Origin of the sequence: Curtobacterium sp. TXMA1, assembly GCF_020162095.1 — a bacterium.
Classification (GTDB): Bacteria; Actinomycetota; Actinomycetes; order Actinomycetales; family Microbacteriaceae; genus Curtobacterium.
In genome coordinates, this window is sequence record NZ_CP083910.1 from 551527 (window position 1) to 569436 (window position 17910).

Sequence of the window (17910 nt, forward strand, 5' to 3'; positions counted from 1 at the left end):
TCGCAGCCCCGGAGCCGTGCTCGTGTCCGCCCGTCACGGAGCCCTCGCGACGGGGCACCGCCGGTAGGCTCTGGCCATGAGTGCCGACGAGTCCACGCCCGTCCACGACGATGCGGTCGCCGAGCTGGCGAGCATCCGGCAGAGCATCGACAACATCGACGCCGCCGTGATCCACATGCTCGCCGAGCGCTTCAAGTACACCCAGCGGGTCGGGTACCTGAAGGCCGGCGCGGGCATGCCGGCCGCCGACCCGGGTCGTGAGCAGGTGCAGGTCGCGCGGCTCCGACAGCTCGCCGCCGAGTCGCACCTCGATCCGGCGTTCGCGGAGAAGTTCCTGAACTTCATCGTCGCCGAGGTCATCCACCACCACGAGCGCATCGCCGGCGGCGAGCGGTGAGCGGGGGCGCGGCAGCGGCGGCCGACGGGTTCCCGGCCGACCTCGCCGACCTGCACCTGCTCGTCGGGTCGTACACCGCGACGGGCGGCGGGAACGCGACCGGCATCTCGGTCGTGCACGGATCGACCGCCGCCACCGTCGCCGTGATGGACGACCCGTCGTTCCTCGCGCTGTCCGGCGACCGGGTCTACGCGGTGTCCGAGACGGCCGACGGCAGCGTCTCGGCCTTCCGGTACGCCGGCGGCTCGCTCGAGCACCGGTGGGACGCGGACGCCGGAGGTGACGCCCCCTGCCACGTGCGGGTCGACCCCTCCGGTTCGCTCGTCGTCACGAACTACGTCTCCGGCACCGTGACCGCGGTGTCGCTCGAGGCCGCGGAGTCGTACGCCGCATCGGTCACCGCGAGCGACGGCGTCGTCGGTGCGCACGGCAGCGCGGACCGGGTCGTCGTCCCCGAGTCGGCCGTCGTCACCGGCGTGCTGCCCGACGTCGAGGGTCCCGTCGAGGACCGGCAGGAGGGGCCGCACGCGCACCAGTCGATCGCGTCGCCCGACGGCACCGTGCTCGTGGCGGACCTCGGCGGCGATGCGCTCCACGAGTTCCGGGTGACGGCGGAGCCGGCGATCGACCTCGTCCGCGTACACCACCTCGGGCCCGGGGTCGGGCCGCGGCACATGGCCTGGCTCGGTGCCGGTGCCGGTGCCGGTGCCGGCGGCGCGGCCGAGGCGGGTGCCGGGGGCGGCGCCGGGGCGGGTGTCGGGGGCGGCGCCGACCTCGTCGTCGCGGGGGAGCTGGACGGGCGCGTGTACCGCCTGCGCCGCGACGAGTCGGGGACACTGCGGCCGATCGCCTCGGCGCCGGTGTTCGACGGCGAGGTCGGGGAGTCGCTCCTCAGCCACGTCGAGGTCGACCAGGCCGGACGCGTCGTCGTGGCCGTCCGCGGTCGAGACCTGATCGTCGTGCTCGACACCGCGGACGACGGCCTGACGGCCGTCGGGTCGACCTCGTGCGGCGGTGTCTGGCCGCGGCACTTCGCGCAGGTGCCCGGGTACCTGCTGGTGGCGAACCAGATGTCCGATGCGATCGCCGTGCTGCCCGTGGGAGAGGACGGTGTGCCGGGCGAGGCCGTGGCGCAGATCGCCGTCGGGTCGCCCGCGTGCATCGTGCCGGTGCCGGAGGGCGCGCGGTCGTGACCGGAGTCGGCAGCGGGGCCGGGACCGGGGCCGGGGTCGGCGGCGGGGCCGGGGTCGGCGCTGCGGCGGGTGCGTCCGCGGTGCTCGCCGACGGGTACCGCCTGGTGGTCGGCCCGCCGCCGCTCGACGACTACCTGCGCCTACGGCGGGACTCCGGCCTGTCGCCGAAGAACGCCGAGCAGGGCGCGGGTGCGATCGCCGGCAGCTGGTCAGCGGTGCACGTGGTCGACGACCGGGACGTGCCCGTCGCGATGGGCCGCACGATCGGCGACGGCGGGTGGTACTTCCACATCGCCGACATCGCGACCGATCCGGACCACCAGCGCCGGGGGCTCGGCAGGGCCGTCGTCGAGTGGCTCGTGGCGGACATCCGGTCACGTGCGCCCGAGGGGGCGTACGTCACGCTCGTGGGGGATCCGCCCGGGCAGCGGCTCTACCGGTCGCTCGGGTTCGAGGACGTCGCGCCGAGCCTGGGGATGGCGCTGCCGCTGCGCTGACGGAGCCGGGCGTCAGCCGTGAACGACGTTGGCGAACGGGTGACCGGCAGCCAGTGCGGACACCTGCCGCCGCACGAGCTCGAGGGTCCGCGGCACGCTGAGGTCCGTGTTGCCACCGACGTGCGGCGTCAGCACGGTGTTCGGGGTCGTCCAGAGCGGGTGCCCGGCGGGGAGCGGCTCCGGATCGGTCACGTCGAGCGCTGCCGACAGTCGGCCGCGCTCGAGCTCCGACACGAGGGCATCGGTGTCGACGACCCGTCCCCGCGCGACGTTCACCACGAGGGCGCCGTCGGGCAGTGCGGCGAGCAGGTCGGCGTCGACCAGGTGCTCGGTCTCGTCGGTGAGCGGGGTGATGAGCACGAGGACGTCGGTCCGGCCAGCGAGGTCCCGGAGCTCCTCGAAGGCGTGCACGTGCCGACCGTCCTGCTCCCGTGCCGTGCGTGCCACGACGGTGACGTCGCACCGCATCGCCTCGAACCGGGTGGCGATCGCGGCCCCGATCGCGCCGTACCCGACGACCGTCACCCGACGATCGGCGAGCGAGCGGGTGGTGCGGACGTCCCACACCCCGGCCGTGCGATCGGCCTGGAAGGTGTGGATCTCACGGAGCGAGGTCAGCGCCAGCCCGACCGCGAGCTCGGCGGTTTCGTCGTCGTGGATGCCCCGGCCGTTCGCGACCTGGGCGTGCGCCGGAGCGTGCGGCAGCGCGTGCTCGTAGCCGGCACTCGGGAGCTGCAGGAGCCGGAGGTTCGGGAGGTCGTGCACGAACTGCCACCGGTGACGACCCGCGAAGTAGAACGGCAGCAGGGTGATCGCCACGTCGTCAGGTCGGTCGTAGGGGCCTTCGACGTCCCAGACGTCGAGCTCGACGCCGTCCGGAACCGGACCGAACCGGTCGACGAGCTCCGCGAAGGGCAGGGTGACGATCGGCATGCGCGCGGGGTGCTCCTGAGGTGTCGTGACGGACCGACGGCGGTCAGCTCGCGCTGACCGCCGTCGGCGGGTGCTGTCGGCCGTCTGCTGGCGGGCGGTCAGCTGTCGGTGCGCGGCGAGAACGAGCCGTGGTCGTCGAGCGGCCCGCGCCCGACGTAGCCCTCGGTGACGTCCTCGACGATGACGTCACCGAACCGTGCCGGCAGCGTCGCGTCGTGCGTCCCGCGCAGCTCGTCGATCGACGCCTCGAACGCGCCCTGCACCTCGAGCGAGCTGGACGAGGCGTCCGTCACACCGATGCGCAGCACCGGGAAGCCCCGGCCCTCGCAGAGCCCGCGGAACCGCACGTCGTCCTCGCGGCGGACGGTGACGATGACACGACCCGTCGACTCGGAGAACAGCGCGGTCGCCGTGTCGACGCCGTCACGCTCCTCGAGCTCGTCGAGCACCACGCGCACGCCGATGCCGAAGCGCAGCACCGACTCGGCGAGGGACTGGCCGAGGCCGCCGTCCGCCAGGTCGTGGGCGCTCGTCAGGAGCTGCTCGCCGGAGGCCGCCTGCAGGAGCTCGGCCAGGGCCTTCTCCTGCGCGAGGTCCACCGCCGGCGGACGACCGCCGAGGTGCCCGTGCACGGTGCCGGCCCACGCCGAGCCGTCGAGCTCGAGGCTCGTCGTACCGAGCAGGTAGACGTTGTGACCGTCGTCCTGCCAGCCCGAGGGCACGCGCAGGGCGACGTCCTCGATGATGCCGAGCACGCCGACGACGGGTGTCGGGTGGATCGGGGTGGTGCCCGTCTGGTTGTAGAACGACACGTTGCCGCCGGTGACCGGGATGCCGAGCTCCATGCAGCCGTCCGCCAGGCCCTCGACGGCCTCGGAGAACTGCCACATGACCTCGGGGTTCTCCGGCGAGCCGAAGTTCAGGCAGTCGGTGACCGCTGCGGGGACGGCGCCGGTGACGGCGACGTTCCGGTACGCCTCGGCTAGCGCCAGGCGCGCGCCCTGCTTCGGGTCGAGCTGGCAGTAGCGGCCGTTCGCGTCGGTCGCGACGGTGACGCCGAGGCCGGTCTCCTCGTCGACGCGGATCATGCCGCCGTCGTCGGGGAAGGACAGCGCGGTGTTGCCGAGCACGTAGGTGTCGTACTGGTTCGTGACCCAGTTCTTCGACGCCAGGTTCGGCGACCCGAGGAGCTGCAGGAACTGCGCCTTGAGCGCCGGGCCGTCGGCCGGACGCTCGAGCGAGGCGGCGGTGTCGGCCTGCAGTGCATCGATCCAGGACGGGTAGGCGACCGGGCGGTCGTACACCGGGCCGTCGACGGCGACCGTGCGCGGGTCGACGTTCACGATCTCCTGGCCCTGCCAGTCGATGACGAGCCGGCCGGTGCCGGTGACCTCGCCCAGGACGCTGGTCTCGACCTCCCACTTGCCGACGACCGCGAGGAACTCGTCGAGCTTCTCGGGGCGGACGACCGCCATCATGCGCTCCTGGCTCTCGGACATGAGGATCTCCTCTGCCGTGAGCGTCGGGTCGCGCAGCAGGACGTCGTCGAGCGAGATGTGCATGCCACCGTCGCCGTTCGACGCCAGCTCGCTCGTGGCGCAGGAGATGCCCGCGGCACCGAGGTCCTGGATGCCCTCGACCAGCTCCTTCTGGAAGAGCTCGAGGCAGCACTCGATGAGGACCTTCTCGGCGAAGGGGTCGCCGACCTGGACCGCCGGCCGCTTGGTCGGGCCGCCCTCGGTGAAGGTGTCCGACGCCAGGATCGAGGCACCGCCGATGCCGTCACCGCCGGTGCGGGCGCCGAAGAGCACGACCTTGTTGCCGGCGCCGGATGCGTTCGCCAGGTGCAGGTCCTCGTGCCGCAGGACGCCGACCGCGAGCGCGTTGACGAGCGGGTTGCCCTGGTACACCGGGTCGAAGTAGGTCTCGCCGCCGATGTTCGGCAGGCCGAGGCAGTTGCCGTAGAACGAGATGCCGCCGACGACGCCGTGCACGACGCGCGCCGTGTCCTCGTGGTCGATCGCGCCGAAGCGGAGCTGGTCCATCACGGCGACCGGGCGTGCACCCATCGAGATGATGTCGCGGACGATGCCGCCGACGCCGGTCGCGGCGCCCTGGTACGGCTCGACGTACGACGGGTGGTTGTGCGACTCGACCTTGAAGGTCACCGCCCAGCCGTTGCCCACGTCGACGACACCGGCGTTCTCGCCCATGCCGACCATCAGGTTCTTCGTCATCTCCGGCGTGACCTTCTTGCCGAACTGCCGGAGGTAGTTCTTGCTCGACTTGTACGAGCAGTGCTCCGACCACATGACGGAGTACATGGCGAGTTCGCCCGAGGTGGGGCGGCGGCCGAGGATCTCGCGGATCTTCGCGTACTCGTCGGCCTTGAGCCCGAGCGCCTCGTACGGCTGCTCCTTGTCGGGGGTGGCTGCGGCGTCCTGGACGGTGTCGGGCTTCGGGCGGACGTTGTTCGTCACGGTGGTGTCGTTCCCTGTCACTGGAGTCGGCGTCGTCGTCACTTGACGAGCGTCGACTCGATCACGGAGGTGAAGAAGGTGAGGCCGTCCGTGCCGGAGGCCATCGCCGCGGGGGTGTCCGGGCCGAACCCGGGCTCCGTCGCGTGCTCGGGGTGCGGCATGAGCCCCACGACGTTGCCGCGCTCGTTGGAGACGCCGGCGATGTCGTCGATCGACCCGTTCGGGTTCACGCCGACGTAGCGGAACACGACCTGGCCGTTGTCCTCGATGCGCTTGATCTCGTCGGCGTCGGCGACGAACCGGCCGTCCGCGTTCTTCAGCGGGATCGTGATCTCCTGCCCGGCGCTGAACCCGGAGGTCCACGCCGTGCCGGTGGTCTCGACCCGCAGCTTCTGGTCGCGCCGGATGAACTGCTGGTGCGCGTTGCGGGTGTGCGCGCCGGGCACGAGACGGGCTTCGGCGAGCATCTGGAAGCCGTTGCAGATGCCGAGCACGGGCATGCCCTTGCCGGCGGCGTCGATGACCTCGGCCATGATCGGGGCCTTCGCCGCGATGGCGCCGGCACGCAGGTAGTCGCCGTACGAGAACCCGCCGGGGAGCACGATCGCGTCGACCCCCTGGAGGTCGTGGTCGCCGTGCCAGAGCGCGACGGGGTCGGCTCCGGCCAGGCGGACCGCACGCTGGGCGTCGCGGTCGTCGAGCGAGCCCGGGAACGTGATGACGCCGATGCGCATCCGCGTCACGCGTCCTGCACGGTGACGGAGACGACGTCCTCGATCACGGCGTTCGAGAAGACGTCCGCCGCGATGTCGCGGACCTCGGCCAGCTTCGCGTCGTCGACCGGGCCGTCGACGGCGATCTCGAAGCGCTTGCCGATGCGGACGTCGGTCAGGTCGGCCTTGCCGAGACGGGCGAGGGCGTTGCCCACCGCCTTGCCCTGGGGGTCGAGGATCTCTGCCTTGGGCATGACCTCGACGACGATGGTTGGCACGTGTTCACTCCAGCGCTTGGGTGGGTTGGGTGGGACGGCACCAGTCTACGGGCCGCGCACGGCGCGCCGGGCCGCTTGTGGAGAAGTCGTCGAAGGCGTATGTTCCAAGTCGAATAATCGCACGCGAACATGGTCTGGAGGCACGGATGGCGTCGCTCACGCCCCTCGCGTTCGCCGCGCTCGGCCTGCTCGCCGAGGCGCCGATGCACCCGTACGAGATGTTCCAGACGATGCTCCACCGGCACGAGGACCAGAACGTCAAGGTCCGGCCGAGCACGCTGTACCACCAGATCGGACGGCTCGTGGACCTCGGGTACGCCGAGGCCCTCGGGACCGCGCGCGAGGGCAACCGTCCCGAGCGCACCACCTACGCCATCACCGACCACGGCCGTGCGGAGCTCGACGCCGGGCTCCGCCGCATGATCGCCGAGCCCGCCGACGAGTACCCCGAGTTCCAGCTCGCGGTCTCCCACGTCGACAACCTGACCGCGACCGACGCGGTGACCGCGTTGCGCGCCCGCGCTGAGGCGCTCCGTGCGGAACGCGCGGGGTACGACGAAGCCGCCACGGGCCTCCAGGCCAAGCAGCTCGCCGAGCGCTACTGGCTCGACGTGTCGTACGTCCGTGGCATGCTCACCGCGCAGATCGAGTGGCTGACCGCCACCGCCGACCGGATCGCGAGCGGCGACATCCCCTGGGACGGCCCCGCCGTCCCCGACCCAGCACCACAGAAGGACCAGGACACCACTCGATGACCTCCACCACGTCCGCCGACCTGCAGCACGGGAAGAAGCCGTGGCCCGCGCTGTGGGCACTCGTCGTCGGCTTCTTCATGATCCTCGTCGACTCGACCATCGTGTCGGTCGCGACACCCACGATCGCGCAGGCGCTCGACGCCGACATCAACGCCGTGATCTGGGTCACCAGCGCCTACCTGCTCGCCTACGCGGTGCCGCTGCTCATCACCGGACGCCTCGGTGACCGCTTCGGCCCGAAGGTGCTGTACCAGACGGGGCTCGTGGTGTTCACCCTCGCGAGCCTGTGGTGCGGCCTGGCCGGGTCGATCGAGGTGCTCATCGTCGCCCGCGTCGTGCAGGGCCTCGGTGCCGCGATGATGACCCCGCAGACGATGGCGGTCATCACGCGCATCTTCCCGCCGCAGAACCGCGGCGCTGCGATGGGTCTCTGGGGTGCCGTCGCCGGTGTCGCCTCGCTCGTCGGGCCGATCGTCGGCGGGCTGCTCGTCGACGGCTTCGGCTGGGAGTGGATCTTCTTCGTGAACGTCCCCGTCGGTGTCGTCGCGTTCGTGCTCGCGCAGCGCTTCGTCCCCCGCTTCGAGCGGCACGGACACCGCTTCGACTACCTGGGCATCGTGCTCAGCGCCGTCGGCATGTTCCTGCTCGTGTTCGGCATCCAGGAGGGCGAGACCTACGACTGGGGCACCATCACGGGCCCGGTCTCGGTGTGGTCGCTGATCATCACCGGCATCGTCGTGCTCGCCGCGTTCGTCGTCTGGCAGGGCGTGCAGAAGGGCGAGCCGCTGCTGCCGCTCGGCCTGTTCAAGGACCGTAACTTCACGCTCGCGAACATCGCCATCACGGCGGTCGGTGTCGCGATCTCCTCCTTCGCGCTGCCGATCATGCTCTGGGCGCAGGACGTCCTGCGCTTCTCGCCGACCCAGGCCGCGCTGCTGCTCGTGCCGCAGGCCGTCCTGTCCGCCGCGCTCGCACCGCTCGTGGGCAAGAACCTCAACAAGTGGAACCCGCGCTGGGTCGGCTCGTTCGGCCTGGCGTGCTTCTCCGGCGGGCTGTTCTGGTTCGGCGCCCTGCTCTGGTCGGGCGCCGGCTGGGGCTGGACGCTGCTGCCGAGTGCACTGCTCGGGCTCGCGAACGCCTGCATGTGGGGTCCGCTCTCGGTGTCGGCGACGCGCAACCTGCCGCCGGCGCTCGCGGGTGCCGGGTCGGGCGTCTACAACACCACGCGGCAGATCGGTGCGGTGCTCGGTTCGGCCGGTATCGCGGCGCTGATCGAGGCGCGCATCACGGCGAACTTCCCGTCCGGTGCGGGCACGGGCTCGGGCGGCGGTGCGGAGCAGCAGGTCGGGGCACTGCCCGAGTTCCTGCAGCAGCCGTTCGCCACGTCGATGGGGCAGTCGCTCCTGTTGCCGGCCGTGGTGCTCGTGGCGGCCATCGTCGCGGCGCTGTTCCTGGCGAAGCCGAAGCAGACGACGGCGTGGAAGCAGACCGGGGCGGTCGAGACGCAGCCGGACGCTGCGGAGCCGGAGGCCGCGGCGCGCTGACGCCGGGGGACTCGGGTCGCTGATGCCGGGGGCTCGCCCAGCGACCGGTTCGCGCTCGCGGGGCGGCCGGTTCGCGACGTTGCACGTGTCGATCGACGCGTGCAACGTCGCACGATGCGGGCGTACCGAATTCGAGTGCATGGATCGACATCGCGCGTGTCGATCGACGAGTGTCGTATCGCAGGACGTGGGCCGGGCGCCCGCCACACCCGTCCGCCACACCCGCCGCGCCCCGCGCCGCGGCCCGCGTCACCCCCGGCGCTGCAGGTGCGCCCGGGTCAGCTCGGCCATCTCCTCGTCGGACAGGGCGTCGACCGAGCGGGCCTCGCGGCGGTCCGTCCGCTGCCACCGTACGAAGAGCATCACGAGCACCGGGACGTCGGCGACCTCGGCGATGAACCAGAGCAGGTCGCCCGCCAGGTGCTGGTCGCGCAGCGGGGACGGGAACCACGGCTGCCCGACGGCGTGCACGAGTGACCCGTCGAGCACGTGGTTCGACACCCGGAGCACGATGCCGGGCACCGCGTCGAGCAGCAGCTCCACGAAGGCGAGCAGGAACTCGACCGTCACGAAGGTCGAACTCCGCAGCACCCCGGGTTCGGACAGCGGCCCGAGCACGGTGAACCCGAGCGCCGGGACGAACACCGTGATGAGCGCCGCCCAGACGCCCGACTCGCGGATGCCCGAGGACAGCGGGGTGAGCAGCACCGCGAACAGCACGAGTCCGACGACGGGGGCGACGATCGCGTTGCCGAGCACCCGGACCGGACGCGAGTGCATCACCCGGTCGGCAGCGGCGGACCACCGCGCGGGGCCGCCGAGCCGGAGCAGCGACACCGGAGCAGCCAGGGCGGCGAAGGTCGGGACCGCGAAGAAGAGCAGTGCGAGTCGGAGCGTGAAGGCCCAGCGGAGTTCCTGGTCGTACCGGCCGACGATGCCGAACTGCAGCACGGCGAAGAGCACCAGGGCGACCAGGAACGACAGGGAGCGCCAGGCGGACCACCGGGCCCCTCGGCGTCGGGCCCCGACGAGCCACCAGCCGTAGGTCACCACGGCGACCGCCAGCAGCACCGCGGCCAGGGGATCGACGTGCCAGGTGCTCCAGAACTCGGCGGGTTCGGGCGTGGTGAGCCTCCAGGAGACGGGCCGGACGAGCCGGACCAGCGGGACGGGCCGGCCGGACGGGATCGCCCGGCTCCGTCATCCTCCGCCCGCTCGCCCCCGCGACGACCCCGCTCGTCGACGGCCGCGGTGAGGATCGACTCAGCTGTCGACGGACCGCCCTGCGACCGGAGCGCCCGTACCGGCCGGAGCGCCCGGACCGGCCGGAGCGCCCGGACCGGCCGGAGCGCCCGGACCGGCCAGAGCGCCCGGACCGGCCGGAGCGCCCGGGTCGATCGGAGCGCCCCGACCGACCGGACCGACCGGAGCGCCCCCGCCCGGACCGGCCGGAGCGCCCGGACCGGCCGGAGCGCCCGGACCGGCCAGAGCGCCCGGACCGGCCGGAGCGCCCGGGTCGATCGGAGCGCCCCGACCGACCGGACCGACCGGACCGACCGGAGCGCCCGGAGCCGCCCCACCGGACCTGGTCCGGCCGAGCAACCACACGCCGATCGGCACGGCGACCGCACCGAGGAGCGCGACACCGAACGACAGGTGCCACTGCATCACGACGAACGCGGGGCCGATCGTGCAGACCGCGGCGACGGCCACGAGGGGCCACCCCGGGCGGTCGACACCGTCGGACAGCCGGGGGAGCGGCCGGTCCCAGCGGCGCAGCGCCCTGGCGACCCCGATCGCGGCCGCCAGCACGACGACGACCGCGATCGGCCGCGTCGCCCACCACGTCGTCGACCCCGGGTCGGGGAACGGGACGGCGAGCAGCAGGGCGACGCCGTTCAGCGCGATGTACAGCGGCAGGTGCCAGAGGTAGATCGCCATGCCGTCCCGTCCGAGCACGAACACCGTCGCCTGCGCCGGTCGGGTCTGCATCAGCCGGGTGAGGGGTCGGTGCACGAGCTGCACGAGGCAGACCTGTGACACCGCGAGCAGCGCCAACGGGAGCATCGGCGGGTTGAGGTCCTGCAGCATGTCCGGCGCCCAGAGCCCGACCGACGTCAGGGGCACGAGGAGCGCGTAGCCCGCCAGCGCGACCACCGCCAGCAGTGCCCTCGAGCGGCGAGCGAACCAGCCGTCCGCCCAGAGGAACCCGAGCTGCTGCGCGAACAGCCACACCGGGCCGAGGTTGAGCAGCCCGACCTCGGCCGTCCCGGTGGCGAACCGGAGTGCGTCGACCGCCACCGCCAGGAGCAGCAGGACACCGAGCGTGCGGAACGGTGCCCGCTCGTGCAGGCGTGCCATCACGGGGACGCAGCACTGGGTGATGCCGTACGCGGCGAGGAACCAGAGCGGCGAGCCGATGCCGAAGGCGACCTCGGCGAGCAGGTCAGCGGGCGTCCCGAGTGCCGTCGCGATGCCGAGGCCGATCGTGAGCACCGCGAACAGCGGGATCGACGGACGGAAGAGCCGCACGAGCCGTGTCGCCACGAAGTCACGGGCGCCGCCGCCCCGGGCGAGCGTGCTCCGCCATCCGACCGCGCTCGCGAACCCGCCGACGGCGAAGAACAGCGGCATGACCTGGCCCACCCACGTCGCGGGGACGTACCAGGCCGACTCCTGCAACGGGCTCGTGACGCCGATGCCGTCGGGCGACACCGCCACCCCGACCATCGTGACGTGCACGACGACGACGAGGACGACGCACGCCGTCCGGATGAGGTCGACGACCAGGTCCCGCTGCGCGATGATCCCCCGGACGTCCTGAGCGCTGTCGGCCAGCGCGGAGTCGATCCGCGACGAAGGCCCCTGCTTCGTGGACATGCCGCGACGCTAGCGCCGGACCGCGGAGATCAGCGTCGTCCCAGCGGATCGCGACCGGATCGTGACACATCGTATGCCGCCAGGGGAATGCGCGACCAGGACGGTGCGCGCTGCACCACGACACGCGCAGCGCACCCGCCCTGGGCAAGGGCCCGTAGAACATGTACGGTGGAGCTTGTCTTGACCGATGCAAGAGAAAGAGATCGATGGACGCCGACGCCGACCTGCTCCGGTCCGCCGGTCTGCGGGTGACGACGCCGCGGCTGGCGGTCCTGCGTGCCTCTGGGGCGATGCCGCACGCAACCGCGGACGACATCCTCACCGCGGTCTCAGCCGAGCTGCCCACGACGAGCCACCAGGCCGTCTACGGGGTCCTCGGTGCCCTGACCGGTGCGGGTCTCGTGCGCCGCATCGAGCCCGCCGGCAGCCCTGCGCGGTACGAGCGGCGCACCGGCGACAACCACCACCACATCGTCTGCACGATGTGCGGCGCGGTCGAGGACGTCGACTGCGCGATCGGCCACGCCCCGTGCTTGACCCCGTCGGAGACCCACGGCTTCGCCGTCACCACCGCCGAGGTCACCTACTGGGGCATCTGCGAGCGCTGCGCGGCCGCGGAACGCGACGACACCGAGGTCGCGACGGCCTGATCCGGCGGCCCCGTCCCGACGGACCACCGCCCGGCACGCCCGCACCCACGTGGCGCGCCCCACGAGCAACCCGAACCACCCTGACCGAACCAACCGTTCCACCTGAGGAGGAACCGTGTCCGACCAGAACACGCCCACCGGCCCCGCCGGCACCCCCACCACGACGACCAACTCCGGCGCCCCCGTCTCGAGCGACCAGCACTCGATGGGTGTCGGCGCCGACGGCCCCCTCGCCCTGCACGACCACTACCTGGTCGAGAAGCTCGCCCAGTTCAACCGCGAGCGCGTCCCGGAGCGCGTCGTCCACGCCAAGGGCGGCGGTGCGTTCGGCACCTTCACCGTCACGCACGACGTGTCGCAGTACACCCGCGCCGCGTTCCTGCAGCCGGGCAAGCAGACCGAGATGCTCGCCCGCTTCTCGAGCGTCGCCGGCGAGCAGGGCTCCCCGGACACCTGGCGCGACCCCCGCGGCTTCGCGCTGAAGTTCTACACCGAGGAGGGCAACTACGACCTCGTCGGCAACAACACCCCGGTGTTCTTCATCCGCGACGGCATCAAGTTCCCGGACTTCATCCGCTCGCAGAAGCGCCTGCCGGGCAGCCACCTCCGCAACCACGACATGCAGTGGGACTTCTGGACCCTGTCGCCCGAGTCCGCGCACCAGGTGACGTGGCTCATGGGTGACCGTGGTCTGCCGTCGAGCTGGCGGCACATGGACGGCTTCAGCTCGCACACCTACCAGTGGATCAACGCCGAGGGCGAGCGCTTCTGGGTGAAGTACCACTTCGAGACGCAGCAGGGCCACAAGACCCTGACGCAGGAGGACGCCGACCGCATCGCCGGTGAGGACGCCGACTTCCACATCCGTGACCTCTACGAGGCCATCGAGCGCCAGGACTTCCCGAAGTGGGTCCTCAAGGTGCAGGTCATGCCGTACGCGGACGCCGAGAGCTACCGCTTCAACCCGTTCGACCTGACGAAGGTGTGGCCGCACGCGGACTACCCGCTCATCGAGGTCGGCACGATGGAGCTCAACCGCAACCCGGAGAACTACTTCGCGCAGATCGAGCAGGCCGCGTTCGCGCCGTCGAACTTCGTGCCCGGCATCGCGGCCAGCCCCGACAAGATGCTCCTCGCGCGCATCTTCAGCTACGCGGACGCCCAGCGGTACCGCGTCGGCACCAACCACGCGCAGCTCCCGGTGAACGCCCCGAAGAACGAGGTCCACTCGTACTCGAAGGACGGTGCCATGCGCTTCGACTTTCAGAAGGCCGAGGTGCCGGTGTACGCGCCGAACACCCAGGGCGGCGCGCACGCCGACCCGTCCGCCACGGACGACGTCCCCGGTTGGGAGTCCGACGGCGCGCTGCAGCGCTCGGCCGCGACGCTGCACCCCGAGGACGACGACTTCGGCCAGGCGGGCACCCTCTACCGCGAGGTCCTCGACGACGCCGCCCGTGAGCGCCTGGTCGGCAACATTGCCGGGCACGTCTCGAAGGTGACGCGCGACGACCTGCGCGAGCGCGTCTTCGCGTACTGGACGAGCGTCGACGCCGACCTGGGTGCGCGCGTGCGCGCCGCGGTCGCGCCGAGCGCGCCGGGTTCGAACGAGGACCCGGAGAAGGTCGCGGTCGAGGCGTAGCCAGCCAGACGCAGACGGGAGGCACGGTGCCAGCTGGCACCGTGCCTCCCGTCCGTCGTCGTGCTGGGTCGAGACCTGCTGGCCGTTCAGCATGGTCTCGCCGGCTGGTGGCGGCGGGGCCCGGTCCTCGTGTCGAGACCTGCTGGCCGTTCAGCATGGTCTCGCCGGCTGGTGGCGGGGCCCGGTCCTCGTGCCTAGACCTGCTGGCCGTTCAGCATGATCTCGCCCGTCGGCCAGTCCTCCAGCTGCGCCTCGACCGGCAGGACCATCCAGCCGCCCTGCTCCGTCTCGTTCACGCCGACGCCGTCGGCCGTGAAGGCCGAGAACGTGCCGACCACCCCGTCGACCTCGTGCCAGCCCATGTGGGCGTAGAAGGGGATGCGGTCCTCGCCGGCGCCGAGGAAGCCGTACGGCACGCGGAGTCCCTCGAGGACCGCCCGGGTGCGCACGAGGAGCTCCCGGCCGACGCCGCTGCCCTGCAGTCTCGGCGACACGGCGACGATGCCGGTGTCGCCGACCAGGACGTCCTGCCCGCCGACCGTGATGAACATCCGGCGGATCCCGACGTGTGCGAGGACCGTGCCGTCCGCACCCCAGCCGACCACCCGGCGCTCGGGCTGCATGCCGGCGTAGTCACGGCCGCCCACGTACCAGTGCGACCAGCTCGGGAACGCCTGCCCGAGCATCGCTGCGATCGCCTCGTGGTCGGGGAGCGTCAGTGCGCTCTCCTCGACCACCTCCCACCGGATGTCTTCGCTCACGGTCCCATCCTGCCGGGTGCGCCTGCGCGCACGGCAGTCCTCACCGCGAAAGCGACAGATCGCCGCGGACGGTCGGCAGCAGACTGTCGCTTCCGCGGAAGTGACTCGCGCGGAACTGACCCGGCGCGCGCCCGGCGTGGAACGAAGCTGCGCCTGGTGTGATCACCCGCGACCGGGCGCCGTCACCTCGATGCGGTTCGCCCACGGGTCCTCGAACGCCACGGTCCGGCCGTCGTCCGCGGTCTGCACTCCGGTGTCGTGCATCCGGGACACGAGCGCCCCGAGGTCGTCCGCCCCCGGCACCTCGATCCGCACGAGCCCGAGCCCGAGGGCCTGCTGCCGACGCCCGGCGCCGCGGGAGTTCCACGTGTTCATCGCCATGTGGTGGTGGTACCCGCCCGCGCTGACGAACAGCGCCTGGTCGCCCATCGCCGCGGTCGTGGCGAAGCCGAGCCGGTCGACGTAGAACGCCTTCGCGGTGGCGACGTCCCCGACGGACAGGTGCACGTGCCCGACACGACCGGGGCGGGACGCCGCGGCCTCCAGGGCGTCCTGGGTCAGGTGCTCCTGGACGAAGGCGTTCGGATCGACGTAGATGGTCGCCATGTCGACCATGCCGTGCGTCCACGACCACTCCGTGCGGTCGCGGTCCCAGTACAGCTCGACGCCGTTGCCCTCGGGGTCGGTGAAGTAGAACGCGTTGCTCACCAGGTGGTCGGCGCTGCCCGTGAAGGTCCGCGGGTACTTCGTCGCGACGGAGTACAGCGCCGCCGCCAGGTCGGCCTGCGTGTCGAAGAGGATCGCGGTGTGGAAGAGGCCGGCCTCGTGCGGGGCGGCGTGCCGCATCGCGGGAGCGTGCTCGAGGATCACGATCGGCGTCGTCCCGCGACCGAGCACGGCGGTGCCGCCCGCGATCGTGAGCACCGAGAGCCCGACGCCGTCCCGGTAGTAGGTGACCATCGTGTCGAGGTCGGCGACCCGGAGCGTGACGGCGCCCATCCCGGTGTCGGCTGCGAGCAGGTCCTGCGTGTGCATGCCCCCAGTGTGCGCCCGAATGGTTGACGCGTCAACCAAATGCGCCAGCGCGCCCGTCGGACGTCACTTCGCGCTGAAGCCGCCGTCCGTCTTGAGGAGCTGCCCGTTCACCCACCCGCCGTCCGGTCCGAGCAGGAACCCGACGAGCGCCGCGGTGTCGGTCGGCATCGACGGTCGGCCGAGCGGCGTCTGGGCGACGGCCGCCTCGCGGATCTCGTCGGTCATCCACCCGGTGTCGTTCGGCCCCGGGTTGACGAGGTTCGCGCTCACCCGGACGTCCCCGAGCTCGATCGCGGCCCCGACGATCAGCCGGTCGAGGGCGCCCTTGCTCGTGCCGTACGGCAGGTTGAAGCCGACGTGGTCGCTCGTGAGCGCGACGACGCGCCGACGGTCCTCCGGTGCGGCGACTCCCTCGCGCAGCCGCCGTGCGTACGCCTGCACGATCAGGAACGGCGCGCGCACGTTCACCGCGAGGTGCCGGTCGAACGACTCGACCGTGGTGGTCGCGAAGTCCGAGTCCACCGACTCGCAGTGCGACATCACGACGGCGGTCACCGGCGCGCCCGCCTCGGCCTCGGCGCGGCCGACGAGCGCGGCCGCCTGCTCCGGGTCGGCCAGGTCGACCGGGAGGCGCGTCACCTTCGCCCCTGCACGCTCGGCCTTCGCGACCACCGCGTCCACCCCGTCGGGGTCGGCCGCACCGTGCACGCGCTCGTCGTAGGGTCCCCACCAGGACAGCGCGAGGTCCCAGCCGTCGGCGGCCAGCCGCGAGGCGATCGCGGCACCGATCCCGGCGCGGCGACCGACGCCGGTCACCAGGGCGAGGGGTCGGGTGGTGGCCGGCCCGCTGGTGGGATGTCCGTGGGTCATGGGTCGTGCCTCCCGTCCGACGGCGCGTCCGTGCGCCGACCCGACCAGGATGGCATCGCACCCGGTGTCCCGTCGGCGCGGCACGGCGGCACAGGGCCAGGATGGGAGGATGCCGCGCTCCCGCCGACCCGACCTGTCGACCTTCCCCGTCGACCGCCTGCGCGACCGCATGTCCTCGTACATCTACGGCAACATCACCGTGCTCGCCGTCGCGATCGCGGTGGGGCCGGAGCAGATCGAGCACGGGGCCGCGGTCCTCACGGTCCTCGCGACGGCGGTGCTGACGTACCTGGCGCACGTGCTGTCGCACCTCGTCGCGCACACCATCGGTGACACCGGGGACGACGACGAGCACCGGGAGACCTTCGGTGCGATCATGCGCGACGCGAACCCGATCGCGACCTCGGGCCTCATCCCGGCGGTGCTCTACGCCGTGGCGTGGGCCGACTGGCTGCCGGCGCAGTGGGCGCAGACCGCGGCGATCGTCATCCTGGTCGTCCGCATCGGGCTGGTCGGGGTGTTCCTGCAGCGCTTCAGCGGGCGGCGGCCCTCGTTCCTCGGGCTCTGGGGCGGCATCGTGCTGGCCGCCCTGGCCTTCGTGATCGGCCTGGTGAAGGTGGTGTTGACGCATTGAGCGAGCCGACGGACGAGTCCCGCGCCGGACGCCCCTCGAGGTCCGGGTGGCGGTTCCTGCGCGACCTGGCGGTCATCGTGGTCGTCGCGCTGCTCGCGTCCTTCCTGGTCAAGGCCTACCTGGTGCGGGCGTTCTCGATCCCCTCGGGGTCGATGGAGCGCACGCTGCTCATCGGGGACAACGTCCTGGTGAACGAGCTCGTGCCGGGCGTCGTGCCGCTCCGGCGCGGTGACGTGGTGGTGTTCCGCGACCCGGGCGGGTGGCTGACGGCGGAGCAGGGCGACGACCTCATCAAGCGGGTGATCGGGCTGCCGGGCGACCACGTGTCGTGCTGCGACGCGCAGGGGAGGCTCTCGGTGAACGGGCACGCCGTGGACGAGCCGTACGTTGTGCGGCCCGCCGACGTGGACCGGGTCTCGGCGGAGGACTTCGACGTCACGGTGCCCGCCGGTCGGATCTGGGTGATGGGCGACAACCGGTACGAGTCGGCGGACTCGCGGATCCACGGGACGGTGCCGACGGCCGACGTGGTCGGGCGGGCGTTCGTCGTGACGTGGCCGGTGACGCGGTGGGGTGTGCTCGGGCGGTACGGCGACGAGTGGGACGCGGTGCCCGACCCGCGGTGAGCCCCGGGGCGCAGCCGGTCGT

Annotated in this window: 18 protein-coding genes; 9 read left to right on the forward strand and 9 right to left on the reverse strand. The window is 72.2% G+C overall.

The window, feature by feature from the left end; genetic code table 11:
* Positions 1 to 76 precede the first annotated feature (76 nt).
* Genes LCG91_RS02765 through LCG91_RS02775 form a run of 3 tightly spaced genes read left to right on the forward strand, consistent with a single transcriptional unit; the run spans position 77 to position 2087 of the window.
* The gene (locus LCG91_RS02765; RefSeq protein ID WP_058729807.1) at positions 77 to 397 is read left to right on the forward strand and encodes a chorismate mutase; all 321 of its coding nucleotides are present in this window, start codon (positions 77 to 79) and stop codon (positions 395 to 397) included.
* Positions 394 to 1590 (forward strand): lactonase family protein, encoded by a 1197-nt coding sequence (locus LCG91_RS02770; RefSeq protein WP_224442412.1) that lies wholly within the window; start codon positions 394 to 396, stop codon positions 1588 to 1590. The genes LCG91_RS02765 and LCG91_RS02770 overlap by 4 nt, the downstream gene beginning before the upstream one ends.
* Complete coding sequence (locus LCG91_RS02775; protein ID WP_318010448.1) at positions 1587 to 2087, forward strand: GNAT family N-acetyltransferase; 501 nt, start codon at positions 1587 to 1589, stop codon at positions 2085 to 2087. Before LCG91_RS02770 ends, LCG91_RS02775 begins: the two co-directional genes overlap by 4 nt.
* Before the next feature lie 12 nt (positions 2088 to 2099).
* On the opposite strand, the gene LCG91_RS02780 is transcribed toward LCG91_RS02775, so the two are convergent.
* From LCG91_RS02780 to purS, 4 genes are all read right to left on the reverse strand, one after another.
* On the reverse strand, positions 2100 to 3020 hold the full coding sequence (locus tag LCG91_RS02780; RefSeq protein ID WP_224442413.1) for a 2-hydroxyacid dehydrogenase: 921 nt from the start codon (positions 3018 to 3020) through the stop codon (positions 2100 to 2102).
* Positions 3021 to 3118: 98 nt separating this feature from the next.
* A complete protein-coding gene (gene purL / locus LCG91_RS02785) occupies positions 3119 to 5500 on the reverse strand; it encodes a phosphoribosylformylglycinamidine synthase subunit PurL (RefSeq protein WP_224442414.1) in 2382 nt (793 codons plus the stop codon).
* A 38-nt stretch (positions 5501 to 5538) separates the two neighbouring features.
* Complete coding sequence (purQ, locus tag LCG91_RS02790) at positions 5539 to 6234, reverse strand: phosphoribosylformylglycinamidine synthase subunit PurQ (RefSeq protein WP_137768625.1); 696 nt, start codon at positions 6232 to 6234, stop codon at positions 5539 to 5541.
* Positions 6235 to 6239: 5 nt separating this feature from the next.
* Positions 6240 to 6491 (reverse strand): phosphoribosylformylglycinamidine synthase subunit PurS, encoded by a 252-nt coding sequence (gene purS / locus LCG91_RS02795; protein WP_066652126.1) that lies wholly within the window; start codon positions 6489 to 6491, stop codon positions 6240 to 6242.
* Between the two features lie 146 nt (positions 6492 to 6637).
* On the opposite strand from purS, the gene LCG91_RS02800 reads away from it, so the two are divergent.
* Both LCG91_RS02800 and LCG91_RS02805 read left to right on the forward strand, forming a co-directional pair.
* Positions 6638 to 7246 (forward strand): PadR family transcriptional regulator, encoded by a 609-nt coding sequence (locus LCG91_RS02800; protein ID WP_224442415.1) that lies wholly within the window; start codon positions 6638 to 6640, stop codon positions 7244 to 7246.
* Positions 7243 to 8790, forward strand: a complete 1548-nt coding sequence (locus LCG91_RS02805; protein WP_058750409.1) for a DHA2 family efflux MFS transporter permease subunit — start codon at positions 7243 to 7245, stop codon at positions 8788 to 8790. The genes LCG91_RS02800 and LCG91_RS02805 overlap by 4 nt, the downstream gene beginning before the upstream one ends.
* Before the next feature lie 249 nt (positions 8791 to 9039).
* On the opposite strand, the gene LCG91_RS02810 is transcribed toward LCG91_RS02805, so the two are convergent.
* Together LCG91_RS02810 and LCG91_RS02815 are read right to left on the reverse strand one after the other, a co-directional pair.
* Positions 9040 to 9861 carry a cytochrome c oxidase assembly protein gene (locus LCG91_RS02810; RefSeq protein ID WP_224442416.1) on the reverse strand — a complete coding sequence of 274 codons (822 nt, stop codon included), beginning with the start codon at positions 9859 to 9861 and terminating at the stop codon, positions 9040 to 9042.
* A 192-nt stretch (positions 9862 to 10053) separates the two neighbouring features.
* A complete protein-coding gene (locus tag LCG91_RS02815; protein ID WP_224442417.1) occupies positions 10054 to 11670 on the reverse strand; it encodes an acyltransferase family protein in 1617 nt (538 codons plus the stop codon).
* A gap of 206 nt (positions 11671 to 11876) precedes the next feature.
* Between LCG91_RS02815 and LCG91_RS02820 the strand changes: the two genes are divergently transcribed.
* A complete protein-coding gene (locus LCG91_RS02820; protein WP_058730150.1) occupies positions 11877 to 12320 on the forward strand; it encodes a Fur family transcriptional regulator in 444 nt (147 codons plus the stop codon).
* A gap of 115 nt (positions 12321 to 12435) precedes the next feature.
* Positions 12436 to 13962 (forward strand): catalase, encoded by a 1527-nt coding sequence (locus LCG91_RS02825; protein ID WP_224442418.1) that lies wholly within the window; start codon positions 12436 to 12438, stop codon positions 13960 to 13962.
* 194 nt (positions 13963 to 14156) lie between these two features.
* On the opposite strand, the gene LCG91_RS02830 is transcribed toward LCG91_RS02825, so the two are convergent.
* From LCG91_RS02830 to LCG91_RS02840, 3 genes are all read right to left on the reverse strand, one after another.
* Complete coding sequence (locus tag LCG91_RS02830) at positions 14157 to 14723, reverse strand: GNAT family N-acetyltransferase (protein WP_224442419.1); 567 nt, start codon at positions 14721 to 14723, stop codon at positions 14157 to 14159.
* A gap of 162 nt (positions 14724 to 14885) precedes the next feature.
* Positions 14886 to 15758, reverse strand: a complete 873-nt coding sequence (locus LCG91_RS02835; protein WP_224442420.1) for a VOC family protein — start codon at positions 15756 to 15758, stop codon at positions 14886 to 14888.
* Between the two features lie 63 nt (positions 15759 to 15821).
* Entirely contained in the window at positions 15822 to 16628 is an 807-nt protein-coding gene (locus LCG91_RS02840) for an SDR family oxidoreductase (protein WP_224442421.1), read from the reverse strand.
* 109 nt (positions 16629 to 16737) lie between these two features.
* On the opposite strand from LCG91_RS02840, the gene LCG91_RS02845 reads away from it, so the two are divergent.
* Both LCG91_RS02845 and lepB read left to right on the forward strand, forming a co-directional pair.
* Entirely contained in the window at positions 16738 to 17262 is a 525-nt protein-coding gene (locus LCG91_RS02845) for a hypothetical protein (RefSeq protein ID WP_058729157.1), read from the forward strand.
* Positions 17259 to 17888 carry a signal peptidase I gene (gene lepB, locus LCG91_RS02850; protein WP_224442422.1) on the forward strand — a complete coding sequence of 210 codons (630 nt, stop codon included), beginning with the start codon at positions 17259 to 17261 and terminating at the stop codon, positions 17886 to 17888. The genes LCG91_RS02845 and lepB overlap by 4 nt, the downstream gene beginning before the upstream one ends.
* Positions 17889 to 17910: the final 22 nt, after the last annotated feature.

Excerpts from the sequence above, each read along its gene's own strand:
- LCG91_RS02840 (WP_224442421.1), bottom strand. The coding sequence starts at position 16,628 with ATGACCCACGGACATCCCACCAGCGGGCCGGCCACCACCCGACCCCTC.
- LCG91_RS02805 (WP_058750409.1), top strand. The coding sequence starts at position 7,243 with ATGACCTCCACCACGTCCGCCGACCTGCAGCACGGGAAGAAGCCGTGG.
- LCG91_RS02845 (WP_058729157.1), top strand. The coding sequence starts at position 16,738 with ATGCCGCGCTCCCGCCGACCCGACCTGTCGACCTTCCCCGTCGACCGC.
- LCG91_RS02800 (WP_224442415.1), top strand. The coding sequence starts at position 6,638 with ATGGCGTCGCTCACGCCCCTCGCGTTCGCCGCGCTCGGCCTGCTCGCC.
- LCG91_RS02815 (WP_224442417.1), bottom strand. The coding sequence starts at position 11,670 with ATGTCCACGAAGCAGGGGCCTTCGTCGCGGATCGACTCCGCGCTGGCC.
- LCG91_RS02780 (WP_224442413.1), bottom strand. The coding sequence starts at position 3,020 with ATGCCGATCGTCACCCTGCCCTTCGCGGAGCTCGTCGACCGGTTCGGT.
- LCG91_RS02835 (WP_224442420.1), bottom strand. The coding sequence starts at position 15,758 with ATGCACACGCAGGACCTGCTCGCAGCCGACACCGGGATGGGCGCCGTC.
- LCG91_RS02820 (WP_058730150.1), top strand. The coding sequence starts at position 11,877 with ATGGACGCCGACGCCGACCTGCTCCGGTCCGCCGGTCTGCGGGTGACG.
- LCG91_RS02765 (WP_058729807.1), top strand. The coding sequence starts at position 77 with ATGAGTGCCGACGAGTCCACGCCCGTCCACGACGATGCGGTCGCCGAG.
- purQ (WP_137768625.1), bottom strand. The coding sequence starts at position 6,234 with ATGCGCATCGGCGTCATCACGTTCCCGGGCTCGCTCGACGACCGCGAC.